Source organism: Acinetobacter sp. 1125_18A, from assembly GCF_052824985.1.
On sequence record NZ_VTDG01000004.1, the window covers coordinates 201003 to 219707 of the forward strand.

At 41.1% G+C, this 18705-nt stretch carries 17 protein-coding genes; 7 read left to right on the forward strand and 10 right to left on the reverse strand.

Going from position 1 to position 18705, the window contains the following annotated elements:
• Window positions 1-81: 81 nt before the first annotated feature.
• From FY049_RS09045 to cntB, 6 genes are all read left to right on the forward strand, one after another.
• Entirely contained in the window at window positions 82-1194 is a 1113-nt protein-coding gene (locus FY049_RS09045) for a tartrate dehydrogenase (protein WP_446083569.1), read from the forward strand.
• 42 nt (window positions 1195-1236) lie between these two features.
• Window positions 1237-2892 carry a BCCT family transporter gene (locus tag FY049_RS09050; RefSeq protein ID WP_016539053.1) on the forward strand — a complete coding sequence of 552 codons (1656 nt, stop codon included), beginning with the start codon at window positions 1237-1239 and terminating at the stop codon, window positions 2890-2892.
• On the forward strand, window positions 2889-3842 hold the full coding sequence (locus FY049_RS09055; protein ID WP_423854414.1) for an alpha/beta hydrolase: 954 nt from the start codon (window positions 2889-2891) through the stop codon (window positions 3840-3842). Before FY049_RS09050 ends, FY049_RS09055 begins: the two co-directional genes overlap by 4 nt.
• Before the next feature lie 66 nt (window positions 3843-3908).
• The gene (gene cntA, locus FY049_RS09060) at window positions 3909-5024 is read left to right on the forward strand and encodes a carnitine monooxygenase subunit alpha (RefSeq protein ID WP_004721375.1); all 1116 of its coding nucleotides are present in this window, start codon (window positions 3909-3911) and stop codon (window positions 5022-5024) included.
• A gap of 128 nt (window positions 5025-5152) precedes the next feature.
• Window positions 5153-6604, forward strand: coding sequence for an NAD-dependent succinate-semialdehyde dehydrogenase (locus tag FY049_RS09065; RefSeq protein ID WP_419355595.1), 1452 nt, complete (start codon window positions 5153-5155; stop codon window positions 6602-6604).
• A gap of 111 nt (window positions 6605-6715) precedes the next feature.
• Window positions 6716-7672 carry a carnitine monooxygenase, reductase subunit CntB gene (cntB, locus tag FY049_RS09070; RefSeq protein ID WP_096733827.1) on the forward strand — a complete coding sequence of 319 codons (957 nt, stop codon included), beginning with the start codon at window positions 6716-6718 and terminating at the stop codon, window positions 7670-7672.
• Window positions 7673-7864: 192 nt separating this feature from the next.
• On the opposite strand, the gene FY049_RS09075 is transcribed toward cntB, so the two are convergent.
• The 8 genes from FY049_RS09075 to FY049_RS09110 all read right to left on the reverse strand — a co-directional run bounded on the left by FY049_RS09075 (window position 7865) and on the right by FY049_RS09110 (window position 14581).
• The gene (locus FY049_RS09075) at window positions 7865-8746 is read right to left on the reverse strand and encodes a SphA family protein (protein ID WP_446083570.1); all 882 of its coding nucleotides are present in this window, start codon (window positions 8744-8746) and stop codon (window positions 7865-7867) included.
• 74 nt (window positions 8747-8820) lie between these two features.
• Entirely contained in the window at window positions 8821-9741 is a 921-nt protein-coding gene (gene catA / locus FY049_RS09080) for a catechol 1,2-dioxygenase (RefSeq protein ID WP_446083571.1), read from the reverse strand.
• Between the two features lie 124 nt (window positions 9742-9865).
• Window positions 9866-10927 carry an NADH:ubiquinone reductase (Na(+)-transporting) subunit F gene (locus FY049_RS09085; RefSeq protein WP_224965292.1) on the reverse strand — a complete coding sequence of 354 codons (1062 nt, stop codon included), beginning with the start codon at window positions 10925-10927 and terminating at the stop codon, window positions 9866-9868.
• An 11-nt stretch (window positions 10928-10938) separates the two neighbouring features.
• Complete coding sequence (locus tag FY049_RS09090) at window positions 10939-11301, reverse strand: phenol hydroxylase subunit P4 (protein WP_446083572.1); 363 nt, start codon at window positions 11299-11301, stop codon at window positions 10939-10941.
• 94 nt (window positions 11302-11395) lie between these two features.
• Window positions 11396-12922, reverse strand: coding sequence for an aromatic/alkene/methane monooxygenase hydroxylase/oxygenase subunit alpha (locus FY049_RS09095; RefSeq protein ID WP_004820631.1), 1527 nt, complete (start codon window positions 12920-12922; stop codon window positions 11396-11398).
• A gap of 67 nt (window positions 12923-12989) precedes the next feature.
• Window positions 12990-13259: an MmoB/DmpM family protein gene (locus FY049_RS09100; RefSeq protein ID WP_004721361.1), complete on the reverse strand. Its 270-nt coding sequence runs from the start codon at window positions 13257-13259 to the stop codon at window positions 12990-12992.
• Between the two features lie 11 nt (window positions 13260-13270).
• Window positions 13271-14272, reverse strand: coding sequence for an aromatic/alkene monooxygenase hydroxylase subunit beta (locus FY049_RS09105; protein WP_151802777.1), 1002 nt, complete (start codon window positions 14270-14272; stop codon window positions 13271-13273).
• Window positions 14273-14290: 18 nt separating this feature from the next.
• The gene (locus FY049_RS09110) at window positions 14291-14581 is read right to left on the reverse strand and encodes a phenol hydroxylase subunit (RefSeq protein WP_056512494.1); all 291 of its coding nucleotides are present in this window, start codon (window positions 14579-14581) and stop codon (window positions 14291-14293) included.
• A gap of 404 nt (window positions 14582-14985) precedes the next feature.
• Between FY049_RS09110 and mobR the strand changes: the two genes are divergently transcribed.
• Window positions 14986-16668 (forward strand): phenol degradation transcriptional regulator MobR, encoded by a 1683-nt coding sequence (gene mobR, locus FY049_RS09115; protein ID WP_004820639.1) that lies wholly within the window; start codon window positions 14986-14988, stop codon window positions 16666-16668.
• A gap of 176 nt (window positions 16669-16844) precedes the next feature.
• On the opposite strand, the gene adeS is transcribed toward mobR, so the two are convergent.
• Both adeS and adeR read right to left on the reverse strand, forming a co-directional pair.
• Window positions 16845-17936 carry a two-component sensor histidine kinase AdeS gene (gene adeS, locus FY049_RS09120; RefSeq protein WP_419311850.1) on the reverse strand — a complete coding sequence of 364 codons (1092 nt, stop codon included), beginning with the start codon at window positions 17934-17936 and terminating at the stop codon, window positions 16845-16847.
• Window positions 17926-18657 carry an efflux system response regulator transcription factor AdeR gene (gene adeR, locus FY049_RS09125; protein WP_004721351.1) on the reverse strand — a complete coding sequence of 244 codons (732 nt, stop codon included), beginning with the start codon at window positions 18655-18657 and terminating at the stop codon, window positions 17926-17928. Before adeR ends, adeS begins: the two co-directional genes overlap by 11 nt.
• Window positions 18658-18705: the final 48 nt, after the last annotated feature.

Below are 18705 nucleotides of genomic sequence, written 5' to 3' on the forward strand. Positions count from 1 at the left end.
GATAGTTTTATTATTGATCATTTTTGCTGAAAATAGCATGTTTACAGCTAAGGATATTAACCAAAGGTGTAAGGGAGCGTTATGGCAAAAAAGTATAAAGTTGCGACGATTGCAGGCGATGGAATCGGGCTAGAAGTTCTACCAGAAGGGATCAAGGTTGTAAAGGCAGCTGCAGACAAATATGGCATAGCGCTACAGTTCGATGCGTTTGAGTGGGCAAGTTGTGATTACTATCTTGAACACGGAAAAATGATGCCCGACAACTGGTTTGAAATTTTACAGCAATACGATGCGATTTTCTTTGGTGCAGTGGGTTGGCCTGAAAAAGTGCCAGATCATATTTCTCTTTGGGGGTCATTGCTACAGTTCCGTCGTCGTTTTGACCAATATGTGAATTTACGTCCAGTACGTTTAATGCCAGGGGTGAAATGCCCACTTGCAGGGAAAAAACCGGGGGATATTGATTTCTACGTGGTACGTGAAAATAGCGAAGGTGAATATTCTGCGATTGGTGGTAAGGCTTTTGAAGGTACTGAGCGTGAGTTTGTTTTACAAGAAGCTGTGTTTACCCGTCATGGTGTAGACCGCATTTTGAAATATGCCTTTGAGTTTGCCAATCAACGCGATGCTAAAAAAGTTACCGCTGCAACCAAATCAAATGGTATTGCAGTCAGTATGCCGTACTGGGATGAACGTGTTGATGAGATGGCAAAACAATATCCGCAAATCAAGGCAGACAAACAGCATGTCGATATCTTGGCCGCGCGTTTTGTGTTACAGCCTGAACGTTTTGATGTCGTGGTTGCTTCAAACTTGTTTGGTGATATTTTGTCGGATTTGGGACCTGCATGTACAGGAACGATTGGTTTAGCTGCTTCTGCAAACTTAAATCCAGAACGTAATTTCCCATCGTTGTTTGAACCTGTACATGGTTCTGCACCCGATATTTATGGTCAAAAAATTGCCAATCCAATTGCTGCAATTTGGTCTGGTGCAATGATGTTGGATTTCTTGGCAGATGGTGATGAACAGGTAGTTCAAGCAGGTCAAGAGATTATGCAGGCAATTGAACATGTATTGCTGCATGGCCCGAAAACACCAGATGTGGGTGGAACAGCCAAAACTGGCGACGTTGGAGATGCGATAGCAGCATTTGTAACACATCAAAAAATGGACTTATTCGCGATGGAGTAATCGCCCTTAGAGAATAAACAATCAGGATCCAAGATGGATTGAATGGATATGGATAATCAAAATACAAAACTTTATACAGATAAGACACTTGCAATAACCAGTCTTGCCGTTGTGTTTATTTCGGTGGCTGGTTTAGCAATTTACTCGACTGAATCTATACAGCTTGCTGCTCAATGGATGAAGTGGACAACATCTGTTTTTACTACACCAGTGCTTTTATTTGCATTTTTATCAATTATTTTTACCTTTGCTTTGGCGTTCAGTAAGTATGGAAAAATCAAATTAGGTGAAGGCAAACCGCAATACAGTACTATGTCATGGATTTTCATGTTCATTTTATCGGGTATTGGTTCTTCGACCTTATATTGGGGCTTCTTAGACTGGGCTTATTATTATCAAACACCGGGTTTAAATTTAACTCCTGAATCTGCGGAAGCATTGAAATATAGCGTTGCTTACTCATTCTTTCATTCGGGATTGAGTGCTTGGTCGATCTATGCGCTGGCTTCAATTTCACTGTGTTATAGCTATCACGTCAGAAAGAATAAAGGCTTAAGTTTGGCGTCAATGATTGAAGCGGTCACTGGTTTTAAGGCAACTGGACCTGTTGGGCGCCTTGTCGATCTGATGTTCTTGTTGTGTATGTTCGGTGCTTTAACGATTTCTTTGGTGCTGACTGCGGTGACTTTTACCAATATTTTGTCGCAGCTGACAGGTATCCCCAATACCTTTATGACCAAAGTGGTGATTATTTTTGCAGTATCGATTTTATTCGCCCTGAGCTCTTATGTGGGGATGGATAAGGGCATGCAACGTCTCAGCCATATGGTGTGTTTAGGTGTGGTGTTGTTTGCGATTTACGTGCTGTGCTTTGGGCCGACCCAATTCATTATGAATAACTCGCTGATGAGCTTTGGCTTAATGGCAACCAATTTTGTCGATATGAGTTTATTTACCGACCCAATGGGCGATGGAAAGTTCACCCGTGAATGGACCGTATTTTATTGGTTATGGTGGATTTCTTATGCACCGGGTGTGGCCTTATTTGTAACGCGTGTTTCAAAGGGACGTACCATCAAAGAAGTGATTCTTGCCATGGTCATCGGCGGTAGCGTTGGTTTATGGTTCATCTTTGGGGTGTTTGAAAACTACAGTGTCTATAACTTTATTCACGGTATGGTCAATGTGCCACAAGTTTTAAGCCAACAAGGTGGTGAAGTTGCGATTAGCCAACTGCTTGGTTTATTGCCTGCTGGCAAGCTGATGATGTGGATTTTCCTTGGGATTATGGTGATTTTTCTTGCAGCACATATGGATGCTGTGGGCTATGCAGTGTCGGCAACTTGTACCCGTGGTTTACGTGAGGGGCAAGACCCATCACCAAATGCACGTTTGTTCTGGTGTGTGATGCTAACCCTTGTCCCGATTGCGATGATTTTCTCTAAAGCACCTTTGGACACCATGAAGACCGCGACCATTGTGACTGCCTTGCCATTCATTGTGATTATTTTGATACAGACCTATGGCTTGGTGAAATGGTTGATTGAGGATTATTCAAAGGTTCCATCCCATCTGATAGAGCAAATGAGTTTTAGTGAGTTGGAATCTTTAGATCAAACAGATGCAAATAAACATATGCACATTGATGTTGCAATTGAACCCACTGCGGATAAAACCAGTCAAAAGGAATTGTCATGACACAACAATCGAGCATGCACTATAGATTGAGTGAAGAAATGCAAAGTCTGGTGTATTGGAGCAGCATTTATTCACCTGCGGATGACGATATCGATTCTATTCGGGCTGCGTATGATGCGATGTGCTTACATTACACCTTACCGCGTGATGGTACGGTCAATATTGAAGATAAAACTGTGCCGCAGCTCAATCATCCAGTCAATGTTCGGTTGTATTCACCATTGGGTGAAGCACCAGCGACAGGTTGGCCATGTATTTTATATCTTCATGGTGGCGGTTGGATGGTGGGAAATCTTGATTCACATGAGTTTATCACCCGCTATTTATGTCGTGATTTAAATGTTGCTGTGCTGAGTGTGGATTATCGCTTAACACCAGAACACCATTTTCCAGCTGCATATGAAGACTGTGAAACGGTATATCACTGGCTCTATCAACATGGCCTGCAATGGAAGATTAATCCAAATCAAATTGTTTTGATGGGGGACAGTGCGGGCGGTAATTTAGCGGCTGCACTTGCAGTGCAATTACAACATACAGGGGCTCAAGCCTGTGGTCTGGCAATGATTTATCCATGTTTGAGTAGTGGTTTTGATACGGCATCCTGTCAGCAGCAAGCAGATGCACCGTTACTGTCGCTAGCGGATATGCATGATTACTTGCAAGCCTATGCGCCAAATACAAGCGACTGGCAGGACTTACGTTTATCACCCCTGTTGGCACAGGATTTTTCCGATATGCCCCGTAGTTTTATTGCCGTCGCTGAGTATGACCCTCTCAGTGATGATGGGCGTATTTTTGCTGACAAGTTAAAACAGGCCAATATTGCAACCGAATTTTATCTCGGTAAAGGATTACTACATGGCAGTTTGCGTTTAGTGCGTGACTGTCCTGTGGTGCAAGATTTATATCAGCGCATGCTGAGTTCGTTAAAGCCAATGTTCAATTGATTTGAACATCAGCCAATTTTAAACAAACGGTCGTTAGGACAAAAAAGAGTTTAATGGAGTAAAAACATGAATGCAGTTGAAAAATTACCAGAAGATTTCTGTTCAAACCCAGACGTTGCTTGGACATTTCCCAAAGTGTTCTATACATCGTCTCAAGTTTTCGAGCGTGAAAAAGAAGAAATTTTTGCAAAAAGCTGGATTTGCGTTGCACACGGCAGTGAAGTGGCACAAGCCAATGACTATATTACCCGTAAGGTCATTGGTGAAAATATTATTGTGATTCGCGGTAAAGACAGCGTATTACGGGCTTTTTATAATGTCTGTCCGCATCGTGGGCATGAGTTGTTAAGTGGTAGTGGTAAAGCGAAGAATGTGATTACCTGTCCTTATCATGCATGGACATTTAAGCTAGACGGAAGTTTGGCGCTGGCACGTAACTGTGATCATGTTGAATCCTTTGATAAACAAAACTCAAGTATGGTGCCTGTAAAAGTTGAAGAGTATGCCGGTTTTATCTTTATCAATATGGATGAAAATGCCACTTGTGTTGAAGATCAATTGCCTGAGTTTGCACAAAAGCTCAATGAAACTTGTGCGGTCATCAAAGATTTAAAACTTGCAGCACGCTTTGTGACGGAAACACCAGCGAACTGGAAAGTGATTGTAGATAACTATATGGAATGTTATCACTGTGGGCCTGCGCATCCGGGCTTTGCCGATTCTGTTCAGGTGGATAAATATTGGCATACCACACATCAAAACTGGACCTTGCAATATGGTTATGCACGTTCTTCAGAAAAATCCTTCAAGCTGGATCCATCTGTACAAGATCCAACCTTTAGTGGTTTTTGGACATGGCCTTGCACCATGTTTAATGTGCCACCAGGCGGTAATTTTATGACCGTAATTTATGAGTTTCCTGTAGATGCTGAAACGACATTACAACATTATGATATTTACTTTACCAATGAAGAACTGACTCAAGACCAAAAAGATTTGATTGAATGGTATCGTAATGTCTTCCGCCCAGAAGATTTAAATCTGGTTGAAAGTGTGCAACGTGGCTTAAAGTCACGTGGTTATCGCGGTCAAGGGCGAATCATGACGGATAAGCAACGTTCGGGGATTAGTGAACACGGCATTGCTTATTTCCAAAACCTCGTTGCGCAATATCACAAATAATCATTTAAGGGAGCCTCTCAAAACATCACTGGGGTAAACAGCTCGAGCATGTTTTTTTTAGAGAAGCTCTCAAGTTAAAGGTACGGCAAATAAAGTCGTACCTTGCTTTCAAACCATAGGATCATGACATGTCAAGTTTGCAAGGTAGTCCGCTATTTCAACAACGCGGATGGGTAAATGGTCAGTGGATCAATGCACAATCCAATGCCACTGTACCCGTCACCAACCCAGCAACAGGTGAAGAGATTGGGCTTATTCCCAATATGGGGGCGGCAGAAGCAAGCCTAGCGGTTGATGCTGCATATCAAGCCTTAGCAACATGGAAAGCCTTAACTGCACAAAAACGCGCAGATTTATTATTGGCTTGGTATCAGTTGGTATTGGCACATGCTGACGAACTGGCTCGTATCATGACCATTGAACAAGGCAAGCCTTTGGCTGAAGCTTTAGGTGAAGTGAAATATGCTGCTTCATTTATTCAATGGTTCGCTGAAGAGGGCAAGCGAGTTTATGGTGATGTGATTCCTACCACCAACAATCAACAGCGTTTTATTATTACCAAGGAACCTGTAGGTGTGGTTGCAGCGATCACGCCTTGGAATTTCCCAATTGCCATGATAACCCGTAAGGCTGCGCCAGCTTTAGCTGCGGGTTGTACGATTGTGATTAAACCTGCCAATGAAACGCCTTATTGCGCCTTGGCCATTGCAAAACTTGCAGAAATGGCAGGGATTCCTGCTGGGGTGATCAATGTTGTAACAGGTCAATCACAAGAAATCGGTGCGGTATTTACCAGTCATGAAAAAGTCAAAAAACTGACTTTTACCGGTTCAACGCCTGTTGGCCGTTTATTGATGCAGCAATGTTCAGACACGATTAAAAAACTTGCACTCGAACTCGGTGGAAATGCGCCATTGATTATTTTTGATGATGCAGATTTAGATAAAGCAGTACAAGGTGCAATTTTTGCCAAATTCCGTAATGCAGGGCAAACCTGTGTTTGTGCTAACCGTATTTATGTACATGACAAGGTTTATCAGGCATTTACTAAGAAGTTTGTGCAAGAAGTTGAAAAGTTTAAGATTGGTAATGGTCTTGAAGAAAATGTACAGATAGGGCCTTTAATCAATGAAAAAGCCGTCCTTAAAGCACAACAGTTAATCGATGATGCACGAAAAAAAGGTGCACAAGTGGCTTGTGGAGGTAAACAGCATGCACTTGGACAGACCTTTTTTGAACCAACCGTGCTTACTGATGTGGATCAAAGCATGGAGATTGTCAAAGAAGAAATCTTTGGGCCAGTGGCACCGCTGATTCGATTTAGTGATGAAGCAGATGTGGTTGCTCAGGCCAATGACACCATCTTTGGTTTGGCAGCCTATGTGTATAGCGAAAGCATTTCACGGATCTGGCGTGTCGCAGAAAAACTTGAATATGGCATGGTGGGGATGAACTCAACTGCAATTTCAAATGAAGTGGTCCCGTTTGGCGGTGTGAAGCAATCAGGGGTAGGCCGTGAAGGTTCTAAGTATGGCTTAGAAGAATTCATGACCATTAAATATATGTGTTTAGGGCTATAGGATAAAGGCGTGTTGGACATTCATTGATGATCATCCAACACGCTGCCCTCCAATGAGAAAGCGCTTGAATAAGTACTTAAAAAAGCAACATGTGGTAAAGAGGATTTAGACATGGCAAGTCATTATGAAATGTTTGCATCAGTGGTCACAGGGGTAGAGCAACTTACACCATTGATCAAACGGTTTACATTTAAACGTCAGGATGGACAAAATTTTCCTCAGTTTAATGGGGGCAGTCATATCATTGTTAAAATGAATGATCAGCTTTCCAATGCCTATTCACTGATGAGCTGTGCTCAGGATCTTAGCACTTACCAAGTATGCGTACGCAAAGATGTAGAAGGTAAAGGTGGCTCGGTCTATATGCATGAGCAATGCAATGAAGGCTGTGAAATTCTGATTTCAGAACCTAAAAATTTATTTCCACTGGCTGAAAATGGCGCAAAACATATTTTAATTGCAGGTGGGATTGGGATTACGCCTTTTGTGCCGCAAATGGATGAGTTGGCTGCACGTGGGGCAGATTACGAATTGCATTATGCCTATCGTTCGCCAGAGCATGCTGCACTGTTGCAAGAGCTCAAACAAAAACATGCTGAACATATTTTTAGTTATATCGATTCAGATGGGAAATGCCTTGATCTCGATCAATTAATTTCCGCACAGCCAAAGGGCACACACGTTTATGTCTGTGGGCCAAAGCCAATGATTGATGCGGTGATTGATCGTTGTAATTTTCATCGTTATCGAGATGAATATATTCATTGGGAACAATTTGCTTCAACCGTACCTGAAGATGGTGAAGCATTTACTGTGGTTTTGGCGAAATCCAATCAGCAAGTCGAAGTTCAAGGCAACCAGACTATTTTACAGGCGATTGAAGCATTGAATATCGATGTTGAGTGTTTGTGTCGTGAAGGGGTGTGTGGTACCTGTGAAACTGCAATTCTAGATGGTGAAGCAGAGCACTTTGATCAGTATTTGAGTGATGATGAAAAGGCATCACAGCAATCGATGATGATCTGTGTATCTCGTGCCAAAGGCAAAAGATTGGTATTAGATTTATAAATAATCCTTGGCGTAAACCGAAGTGATTTATGTTGATATATTGCAGCTTTACTTTAACCCGAATTGACGGTTTCTAAATTAACGCCGAATGAATTTCATTCGGCGTTAATGATTGATTATGAGTATGATTTAACAACTACATTTGAGCATCAGCACAAAAAACCAAATACTGCTAAGTGCAAAGCATAGCCACTAAAAAGCCCACACAAATTTTAATACACTCGTATGACCTTCAGGGCGATTCTCAACATGAGTTTCTTTTAAATACTTTGCTTCAATTGACCAGTTTTTATCTTGATATTGTATTGCAGGACCAATTGCCAAAACTTGTCCACGCATCGCAATATTTTCACCCTGTTGCTTATCTGACTTGGTTTGCTTAAAAGCGTAGCCTTCAACAGCCACTTTAACCTGATCAGTAAGTTTATATCCAAGACTATAATCACCAGCAAAATATTCCCCAGATTTGTATTGGGTATCATCATTTTCAGTGTTAAAGCTATAAGAAATTTTAGTTGAAATATCTAAACCATTTTTTGGCGCATAGCTGTAAGCAAAAATCGGTCGAACAGTATTATAGTTTTTGCCAATATTGGCGACCAAAGGCTGTTGTGCTGTGGCCTTATCATATTGACCTGTGGCGAGTACTGTTTCTATCGCAGCAATCCAGTGGTGATCTCCTTGATGCCAACCTAACATTGACCCCAACATTAAATCACCTAAGGCAGTGTTATGGTCTAACATCCCCGCTGCAGATAATCTGAGATCAACCATAGGCTGTATGGCATAGAAACCCAGTTGACCACCGAGATAGTTTTGTTCTGTCATCCAGACCAAACGGGGGATAAAGGCATTTACATCTAAATGAAAATTCGCTGGGCCGTTGTCAAAACTTCCAGCATGGTAATTTTGATAATAGCTTAATAGATACACGCCAGCGGGTGGTAGTGCGCCCGCCATCATACCTTCTGCACCGAGGGCAAATGAGTCAGCCCCATTTTCTGTGGCACAGGCAATGCTACTGGTTAAACCGAGCATTAGTGGAATTGAAAGTTTGAACATCAATTGTTTCATAGAAAATCCTTTTCAATGATATTTTTATTGCAGCTAGCTGTAGCTAAACGGGTTAAGCATCACTACATTGTTGACTAAGCGGCTACTCGACGACGATCAACCTCTGTAGAGGGGACTTGATCAGCGTCTTGGACCAATTGGAAATTAAATTTGATGTGTTTAAAGGCTTTATCTAAATTGTATTGTTTAATTTTTGCGAGATCCGTTACATCCAGCGCAGTAGCGATCAGTCCATCACGAGTAGCAAAGGCAAAGTCATTCCAAAGGTATTTGTCACCTTCAATATTAAATTGAGTGGTCAGTTTGCGATAACCCGGCGCAGAGACAAAGTAGTGAACATGCGAAGGGCGGTTACCATGTCGACCCAACAAATTGAGTAAAGCTTGTGTTGTACCTTCAGGTGGACAGCCATAACCGACAGGCATGGTGGTTTGAGCGATATATTGACCTTGTGTATCGGTGAAAATACTGCGGCGTAAATTAAATGCAGACTGAGATTTATCAAAGAATGAATAGTTGCCTAAACTGTTGGCATGCCAGATTTCTACTTTTGCATTGGGAATAATCTGTCCAGCAGTGTCAGTGACATTGCCTTCAATGATTAAGGCATCGACGTGCGCAGATTCAGAGCCATCATCCATACGAGCAAAGCCAACGGACTCAGGCGCACCTGCAACATAAAGCGGTCCTTCAATTGTTCGTGGTGTTCCACCTGTAATACCGGCTTTAGCATCTGCTTCATCTGCACGTAAATCTAAGTAATGTTCTAGCCCGAGACCTGCTGCCAAAAGTCCCAGTTCATTGGCTTGACCTGCATCTGTCAAATATTCTAAGCCTTTCCAAAGCTCGGTTTGAGACATATCTAAGTCTTCAATGGCCTGGAATAAATCACCAAGTAAACGAACAACGATTTGCTGAACACGTAGATTGACTGCACCTGTTGCTGTCGCGACATTCATTTGCTGAACGAGGCTATCGATTTGTTGTCTATTCATCATCATCTTCCTTTGATTGATATGAGTATTTGGCATGAGTATCTTGAGAGAGATCTGGAATCGGTGCAGATCACTCACGCTGGTGTTGCTATATTGGATAATTTAAGGGTTCAACCACTCAACTTTAGATGTGTCTAAAAAGTGCCGAACGTGATTGCCCATTTGCACCATCTGCAGCACTTAAAAAGCGTTCGGTATGGATGTCTTTTTCAAATAAACGGCTTTGCATCAAGGTGGAGATGGCGGCATCAATCATCGGTGGCGGGCCACATAAATATGCTTTGTGCCCACTGCATTTATTTTCAAAATAATTGGCAACCGCTTCATGTACATAACCTGTAAACCCAGTCCATTGGTCTTCTGGCTTAGGCGCATTTAAAGCAGGGATGTATCTGAAATTTGGATATTCTTTGACAAGCTGTTCGAATTTTTCACGGTTATATAATTCAGCAACATCCCGTGCACCTTGGAACAAATAAATGATACGGGTGTCACCTTGTTCTAAAAGATCCAGAATCATCGATTGAGGGCTTGAAAGCCCTGAACCACCTGCAATGAAAATGACATTTTGCTGATCAGACTTACGCACAAAAAATTGTCCATAAGGTCCTGAAAGCACCATTTCTTCACCAACACTCAGTTCATCATGCACATAGCGTGTTGCAGCACCCCCTTGCACTTTACGAATATGTAATTCGATCAGATTTGCTTCGCTCGGTGTATTGGCGATTGAAAATGCCCGGGTTCCTTCAATATTGGGGAGTTGGATATTGATGTATTGACCTGCTTGAAATTGCATTGGTCGATCAAGTTGAAGTCGAACACCTTTAATCGTCGGCGATAAATCCGTTATTTCAATGACTTTGGCTTGGTAGTCTTGGACTAAATAGCCTAAGAAATCCTCGTCTTCATCCACATCAGCTTCGATGACCATGTCAGATTCTGGCTTGCAACAACAAGCCAACACTTTATTTTCTTCACGTTCAATGTCCATAAGTGCAAAAGGCGAGGCTTCACCTACATCATAAAAACCGTCTGTGACTTGAACTTTACATGTACCACAAGTGCCATGTCCGCAAGCAAAGGGCAACCAAACACCTTGACGCAATGCTGCATCTAAAATGGTTTGATCCTCTTCAACTTGAATGATGGTTCCTGCTGGTTCAATCGTGACTTGATAGCTCATCTGTGTTCTCCTTAAACATGTGTGCCTTGGTAACCTGCTAAATCAGGCGTTACAAAGCGCAGGAGAGATTTATGATCAAAACCCAAATCTTCTAGGGACTTAGAAAAATCAGCCTGTAAAAGATTACGGTTTAAACGGAATTCAACTTTAGACCAATCAATATGTTTAAAATCGGGATGTTGCTCAAAACCCCCCTGAATTTGCCCATCAATCAAGGCTTGTAAGCTTTGTTTTGGTGAAACCACAAAAGCATGTGCCGAACAAAATAAGGTGTGATGATCCCAACCAATAAACAACAAAATGTTTTCGCCGTAATTTTGTTGTAGATCTAGTGGTTCAAATTGATATTTTTCAACAATCGCTTGTACAGTCATGGTGTATCTCCTTAAACTTTTGAATGAATCCTTGAGCGGATGCTGTCGAGTTAGACAACATCCATTGCTTATTTTTTAATTTTTGGATGAGGGTTTAAGCTGCGTTGCCTTTCCACTTTTTCCAGCGCTGTTGGTCAGGTGAACCTTCAATATCGAGATTGTCTGCACCGACATTAAAGTTGTAGTAATCCCTTAAAATACTTTCTAAATCTGGACCACCACAGTTACCCTGCAAAATTTGATGTACAGGCAGCCACGCTTGGATGTATTTCTCAGGTTCGCGTTCAAAAATGTCATGACAACCATCAGAGCAAGTGTGGTAACGTTCATCTTTGTAAATTGAATCGCGGTAGCTAAATAGCGTTGGGTCACCATCCATTTCAGTAAAGGTCATTGGAATTTGGCACACTTGGCACAATTGTGGTAAACCCGCGCTATAGAAGCGTTTACCTTCAGCTTCCATTTTTCGAGCAAGTTCCCAACGTGGGCGGTAGTATTTATCAAACGTGTCAGGATATTTTTCTGAGAGCCAATCCATTTCCTCATCTGTTGGGATCCACGTATGGAAGCCTGCTGCATGACCGAAGTTATAGAAAATCCACCATGCTTGATGCGAAACATGTTCTTTCTCTTTGCTAATCACTTCACTATATTTCGGCATACGAATCCCGTAGCGACTTAAGTCTTTAAATAAAGCGCCACCTGCTTCTTCAAAATAAGTTTCCCAAGCTTCTTTCCATGACATGACTTTATTGGGCAACATGTAATCCATCATCATGCCGACGATGGAGAGCAGGCGAGTTCCTCGCCAGAACCATTTATCAATCCATTCTTGTACGATTGGTACATTATCTTCGTGCTGTTCCAGTAAGAATTTTACAATTTCCAGTCCTAGCGTCATGTGGCGTGCTTCGTCTGATTGTGCACTAAAGCCAAATGTTACGGTTGCCATATCACCATTGTAAGCTGCTCCCGACATGAAAGGAACGAACAATAAGTTAGTTAGGACATATTCAAAGGCAAAGCTGATTGCCAATAAAAACTCAAAAGGCCCCGCTGAACGTGCATCTTCAAAGAATGATTTAGGTACAGACAAGTACCAGACACGGTCATGCATATGTGCCCAGTCTTGGAAGCCATCAAAGAACTTGTTGTAATGGCTCATCGCATGAATCTGGGTTTGTACATGACGTAATTCATCAATGGATTGCATTTGCGAGGCGATACGTGCACCAATGCCACTGAACTGACGCCCAACATGGGCATAGCCTTGGTACGCTTGATACTCAAGCGGGGTTACCGCGGTTAAAAACAATTTAATCGCGTTGACATAACGTTCATTTGAAACATTCATTTGCCCATTGTTTTGTGCAAAAGCATCAAAAATGGCATATAGCTTCTTTTCTTTTTCTGCTTGGTATTTCCAATAGTTATCCATGGTTAAACGGAAAGGATCTTCCCATTTCGACCAGTCGGTAATTTTGATGCCTTCAAACTCTTCATACGGAAAGGCATCTTTACGATCTGCATAGGAAAAGTCCCAATCTAGATCACGGGTGAGTATCCGATAACGTTCTTTGGCATTGAGCTTTTTATTGTTTACTTTGGCTTGACTATTCATTTTGATCATCCTTTAACTTACATGCAGCTGCCTGCTATTTATGCTTTAAATCTAGGGGAAGTGCGGCTTAGTTCCACTTCAAGGTAAAACTGTCATCATCTTCATCAACATTGCCACCCAAGGTAATCATGTTGAGTTGTAGTTCTTGGATATCCCAGTTTTGCCCAAGTTTTTCTGATACTGTTTCTGCCCGTACTACCAGCTCGCCAGTGCTTTCGACTCGAATCATCGCGGGAAGATATTGAATTGTTGCTTCAGGATTGTCCTGTTCAATCGCTTCAATGATGTAGCGTGAGGTGTCATTGTCTTGCAATGCTAAATAAACTTTAGAGGTCATGTTGGCAATCCTTATGCTGCTAAATCGAGTAAAATGTTGCCGGCTTTTTTGCTACGTTCAGAGATCTTATTTAGACCTGAATCAATCCCTGAATCCGTGAGTGCGGTTTGTGCCCAAGCACTAAATGCCTGTTTAACTTGGGGTAGTAATTCCGTGATCCATGATTGAATCAGGGTTTTATTGTCTTCAGATTCTGAAATAGCAGTTTTTAAAACACTGTCTGACCACTTCGCTAAATCAGTTAAACAGTCCTTCATAAATTCAGTAAGAATGGCAATATCACGCCCGCCATTTTCAACCAGCCATTCATCCAGCTGTCCAAAAACCAGCTCTTGTAACATGCTGTCAATCAACAGATTTTGCAGAATGTAAAGTTTGAACCAGTCTTGTTCGGTTAGGCTTTGTTCACAAAGTTTACGTAAGGGTTGCCAAGTTTCATCATTTAGCCAAGCGTGTTTGGCTTGCTGTAATGATTCACCTGTATTGCCATCGAGGATTAAGCCAATACGTGAAATGTATTGCGCCATACCGAGACGATCCATTGCTGCAAAAATACATGCTTGGGTGATGACGGTGCCATAACCATAGGCACTGCCTGACATCATATGTAAGTTGGCCGTTTGTTCGACATAGCGAAAAGGTAATAAACACTGGATGATTTTTTGTTTCACTTCATCACTGAGATTATTGACCAACTGACGTTTTTCAAAAAAAGCATAATGACTTTCAGCGGTATCTTGCAGACGTGCACGATGTTGCACATAAGCACCGTAATAAAATTGACGAGGGTCTTTAAATGCATACCAATCTTGCATTTGCAAAGCCGTATGGGTTTTATCATTTAAGGTTTTGTCTGGTTTCCACAAAGGGCGATAGTGAAAGTTTGTCGAAGCTTGAATATCAAAGCTGACTTCTTGGTAGCGTGTTGCGGGCTTGGCTCCAAAACGGCGTTCGATATACGCATAAGTCTGACGAATCGGTTGCAAATTGGATGTTTTAATTTCTAAAGTCATTAGCTTCTCCTTGTAGAATTAAGCCTGATCTTCTTGATCAGAATGTTGGCGAGCATGATTTAAAACAGTCGGTTCAATGCCATAACGCCATTTATCTTCCTGCGCATCGTTCCAAGCTTGTTGTTCTGCGGTCATTTCAATGACATGATTAATTTCACAAAAATGCTGGAAAGCCTGTTGGGGGAGAATCAGTTCAACAAAAAGCGTAGGATCTTGAATGGCAAAATCGAACTCGACAAATTTGGCATTCCGCTCACCAGTAATACGGATATATTTGACCAATGCGGTAGGCTGTTTAGCGTCAATCATGTGCTTATCCTTTTATCAACATCAAAACAATTTCGATGTAGAGCTTCATGCTCATGTGCTAGGTTTGCTCTAGATATTCCAAAAGTCGTGCCAACTTTAAAATTTAATTAAAATTCAATTATTTATTGTTTTTTTCTCATGAGGATATGAAGTACGACAGCATTATTTTCATCAAATAATGAACGTAAAGAGATGCTGATTTCATCAAAAGATGAAACAGTGATTTTGATGGGAAAGGTCGAGTTAATGTTTATAAAACCAATAACGACTTGATATCGATTAAAATATAAACAATATACCTTAAAGGTATGAAAATATAAGAAAAGGTAGTGAAGCTTTTGGTTCAGAATTAGGTAATATCAAGATTGCATTCACAAAGACATATAGCCAAGGATGGATATATCATGCCCCCAGCCAAAGATGTGAAGGTATATAAAAAAATACTGGAACAGAACAAAGATATTCAAGATTTACTCGATAAAATCGTTTTTGATGCTCAACACGGACAAATCTGGTTTGATGAAAATCGAATGCTGTTGATGCATACCAGTATTCTGGGTTTTTTAAGAAAAGATCTCTATCAAATGCTGGGGCTTGAACGCACTAAACGCTTTTTTATTCGTTGTGGTTACCAAGCTGGCATGCGCGATGCAGAAGTGACCTCAAAACTACGACCAAATTTAAATGAAGCAGAAGCTTTTATGGCTGGACCACAAATGCATGGCATCCGTGGTATGGTGCAGGTTGACGTCAATGAGCTGCATTTAAGTCATGATTTAAAACAGTTTTATGCTGATTTTAACTGGCTTAATTCATTTGAAGCAGAAGTGCATTTAAGTGAGTTTGGTGCTTCAGATCAACCTGCTTGTTGGATGTTATTGGGCTATGCCTGTGGCTATAGCAGCTTTGTCATGGGGCAGACCATTATCTATCAGGAGACACATTGCGTTGCTCAAGGTGATGAGCATTGTCGAATCATTGGAAAGCCGTTGAGTGAATGGGAAAATGCCGATGAGTTGATTCGCTTTATGTCACCCGATGCTGTCTCGGATGAAATCATTGCCTTACAGGCGGAACTCAATCAATTAAAGAAAAATATCTATACCGATGCTGAAAGTGATTACACCATGTTTAATGCGGTAGGAGAGTCGGTCGCCTATCGCAAAGTCTGTGATCTACTTAAAAAAGCAGCAGGGAGTAAAGTCGCAGTTTTATTACAAGGTGAAACAGGCGTTGGCAAAGAAGCATTTGCACGTGGTATTCATAATGGCAGTCAGCGCCAAGCGCAACCATTTGTGGCAGTGAATTGTGCCTGTATTCCTCCTGATCTGATTGAGTCAGAACTGTTTGGGGTGGAAAAAGGCGCATTTACTGGTGCGGTTCAATCTCGAATGGGAAAATTTGAACGTGCCCATGGCGGAACAATTTTTCTAGATGAAGTGGTTGAGCTTTCACCACGCGCACAAGCTGCGTTATTACGGATGCTGCAAGAAGGTGAGTTTGAACGGGTAGGAGATAGTCGCACCCGCCAAGTCGATGTCAGACTCGTTGCTGCGACCAATGAGGATTTAGAGCAGGCCGTTAAAGATGGAAAATTCCGTGCAGATTTATATTATCGCTTAAATATTTTTCCTGTGATTATTCCACCTTTGCGTGAGCGAAGAGAAGATATTCCCTTGCTGATTAATCACTTTTTGGCACGCTTTGAAAATATGTATAACAAGACCCTAAAAGGGCTCAGTGATAAAGCGAAAAACTTTATGATGAAATATGATTGGCCTGGCAATATTCGTGAGTTGGAAAACTTATTGGAAAGAGCCACCTTACTGACCGATCATCAACAGGAAATTAAATTGGACAGTTTGTTTCCTCAACATAAAGATTTAGAAGCAGTGGGTGAAACTGCACAACCGGTGATCAATGTAGAGGATTTATTTAGTGAGAATTTCTCTTTAGATCAACTTGAACAAAATATTATTCGTAGCGCTATGGATAAAAGCCAACAGAATGTCTCAGAAGCTGCACGTATGCTTGGAATTAGTCGAGCAACATTGGATTACCGTTTAAAGAAAATTACGCTAGGTTAAAATCAAATTTGCCTCAATAACCATAGACCAATAGCCATAGAAATGTGTTTGGATAGCGCTTTGATCAGCTACAGGCCGCTATGTTATCTGTCTATAGTTGTTGATAGTTGTCAATTTAAAACAGATGAGTTGAATGCTTGTTTCAATGAAGTCGATTTTACACTTGGATGTTGATCTCATATTTTATTTAAATCGTCGGGCTTAAATAAAATACTAAAACAACTTCCCCCTAAAGCTTGTGACTTGGAATATTCAATGCGACCTTCATGCGCGATCATAATTGCATTGACAACAGATAGACCTAAACCACTGCCACCATTCTTCTTGCCTCTGGATTCTTCAAGTCGATAAAACGCATCAAATATAAAGGGGATATGCTGATCTGCAATACCGGGTCCTTGATCTTCAATGGTTAAAACCAAACCTTCTGATTTTTTTTGGGTGCTAATCCGTAAAATCCCTGCCTGTGCATAACGAATTTCATTTTCAAATAACGCAATTAAAATCTGTTCAAGCCGTTGTCGGTCAAAAAAGCAGGCTTGATCTGATAGATCGGTTTCGATGACTAATTTTGCTTGATCAAAACGGTCTTGAAGTAAGTTTACAGATTGTGTAATGACGTCAGATAGACAAACTGACTCTAGGTTAAGTCGAAGTTGTTGATTATCCGCCAGACTTAGGGTTCTTAGATCTTCGATTAAAAATGACAGTTGCTCAACTTGATTGAGCAAATTTTTTAATAAGGCTTTATCTGGGGTAAATATATCGTCAAGCACGCCTTGTAAGCGACCTTGTAAGATAGTCACAGGTGTTCTTAATTCATGTGCAATTGCGGCATTCCAAATAGATGCATTGTTGACTGAGATTTCCAGTTTTTCTGCCATACGATTAAAATCATTGATCATCTTTGTGATTTCAGCGACAGAAGAGGGATTGTCCAATTGCGCTCTTACGGAAAGATTGCCCAAACTAATTTCTCTTGCTGCAATGGCTAAAGAATTTAGCGGGGCGATAAAGCGTTGCGCTAATTTTAATCCTAAATAAACAGAAGTTAATGAACCGCATAAAGTCACCAGTAAAATCCAGATCAGATCAATCAAATTAAATGACCAATCCTCAGAATTTAACTGTTCTAGCGAGACCAATTTAAACTCGATGGCAACAAAATAAGTTAAATAGCCAAACACCAAGGAAAAACAAGTGGTCAATAAGCTCACTTTGGCCATGGTGATAATCAGCTGGCGGCTAATTCCAATGTTATTTTTCATCATTTTGCCTTAAACGATAGCCAACACCACGAACATTGATCAGTAAGTCAGTTTGATGATGATCTTCCAGTTTTTTACGTAATTTACTGATGTGACTGTCTACAGTACGCTCCAAGGCATCACCATCAGGCAAGCAATGGTTCATTAATTCTGATCGGGTAAAAACCTTGTAGGGCGCTTGCGACATCAACGCAAGAATCTTAAATTCCGTTAAGGTAAGGTTTAACAGTGCTTTCGAATGTTCTTTGATAATGTATACACAAAGTGTTTCTGTATTAATTTCAATTGATTTAAAGCTAATGATTTGGGCTTTCGCCTGAGATGACATTGCACTTCTTCTCAATACTGCCTCAACTCTGGCAATAATTTCATTTGGATTAAATGGTTTTACCACAAAGTCATCAGCGCCGATTCTAAGTGCTGTGACTTTATCCACTTCTTGATCTAATGCGGTCAGCATAATCACAGGGGTTTGTTTGGATTGACGAATATGATTTAAAACTTCCCAACCATTTAAGATCGGCAATTTCACGTCAAGAATCACCAGATCAATCTGTTGCTGCGCATGTATTTCGATGGCTTGCTGTCCATTAAGTGCTCTAAGCACATTGAAGCCATTTTTTTTCAGATAATGCTCCACAATATCGCCGATATCATAATCATCTTCAACGACTAAAATTTGTTTACTGGCTGGATCAGACGCAAAAGAAATATTGCCCATTGCTGGATACTTTAAAATGGATACAGGCCCATCATAATTTATTTTTAG

What these genes read in the sequence shown, in the direction of transcription:
- FY049_RS09050 (WP_016539053.1), top strand. Translation starts at nt 1,237, where the DNA reads ATGGATATGGATAATCAAAATACAAAACTTTATACAGATAAGACACTT.
- cntB (WP_096733827.1), top strand. Translation starts at nt 6,716, where the DNA reads ATGGCAAGTCATTATGAAATGTTTGCATCAGTGGTCACAGGGGTAGAG.
- FY049_RS09110 (WP_056512494.1), bottom strand. Translation starts at nt 14,581, where the DNA reads ATGATTGACGCTAAACAGCCTACCGCATTGGTCAAATATATCCGTATT.
- FY049_RS09085 (WP_224965292.1), bottom strand. Translation starts at nt 10,927, where the DNA reads ATGAGCTATCAAGTCACGATTGAACCAGCAGGAACCATCATTCAAGTT.
- cntA (WP_004721375.1), top strand. Translation starts at nt 3,909, where the DNA reads ATGAATGCAGTTGAAAAATTACCAGAAGATTTCTGTTCAAACCCAGAC.
- FY049_RS09090 (WP_446083572.1), bottom strand. Translation starts at nt 11,301, where the DNA reads ATGACTGTACAAGCGATTGTTGAAAAATATCAATTTGAACCACTAGAT.
- FY049_RS09045 (WP_446083569.1), top strand. Translation starts at nt 82, where the DNA reads ATGGCAAAAAAGTATAAAGTTGCGACGATTGCAGGCGATGGAATCGGG.
- FY049_RS09075 (WP_446083570.1), bottom strand. Translation starts at nt 8,746, where the DNA reads ATGAAACAATTGATGTTCAAACTTTCAATTCCACTAATGCTCGGTTTA.
- mobR (WP_004820639.1), top strand. Translation starts at nt 14,986, where the DNA reads ATGCCCCCAGCCAAAGATGTGAAGGTATATAAAAAAATACTGGAACAG.
- FY049_RS09105 (WP_151802777.1), bottom strand. Translation starts at nt 14,272, where the DNA reads ATGACTTTAGAAATTAAAACATCCAATTTGCAACCGATTCGTCAGACT.
- FY049_RS09100 (WP_004721361.1), bottom strand. Translation starts at nt 13,259, where the DNA reads ATGACCTCTAAAGTTTATTTAGCATTGCAAGACAATGACACCTCACGC.
- adeR (WP_004721351.1), bottom strand. Translation starts at nt 18,657, where the DNA reads ATGGGCAATATTTCTTTTGCGTCTGATCCAGCCAGTAAACAAATTTTA.
- FY049_RS09095 (WP_004820631.1), bottom strand. Translation starts at nt 12,922, where the DNA reads ATGAATAGTCAAGCCAAAGTAAACAATAAAAAGCTCAATGCCAAAGAA.
- FY049_RS09065 (WP_419355595.1), top strand. Translation starts at nt 5,153, where the DNA reads ATGTCAAGTTTGCAAGGTAGTCCGCTATTTCAACAACGCGGATGGGTA.
- adeS (WP_419311850.1), bottom strand. Translation starts at nt 17,936, where the DNA reads ATGAAAAATAACATTGGAATTAGCCGCCAGCTGATTATCACCATGGCC.
- FY049_RS09055 (WP_423854414.1), top strand. Translation starts at nt 2,889, where the DNA reads ATGACACAACAATCGAGCATGCACTATAGATTGAGTGAAGAAATGCAA.
- catA (WP_446083571.1), bottom strand. Translation starts at nt 9,741, where the DNA reads ATGAATAGACAACAAATCGATAGCCTCGTTCAGCAAATGAATGTCGCG.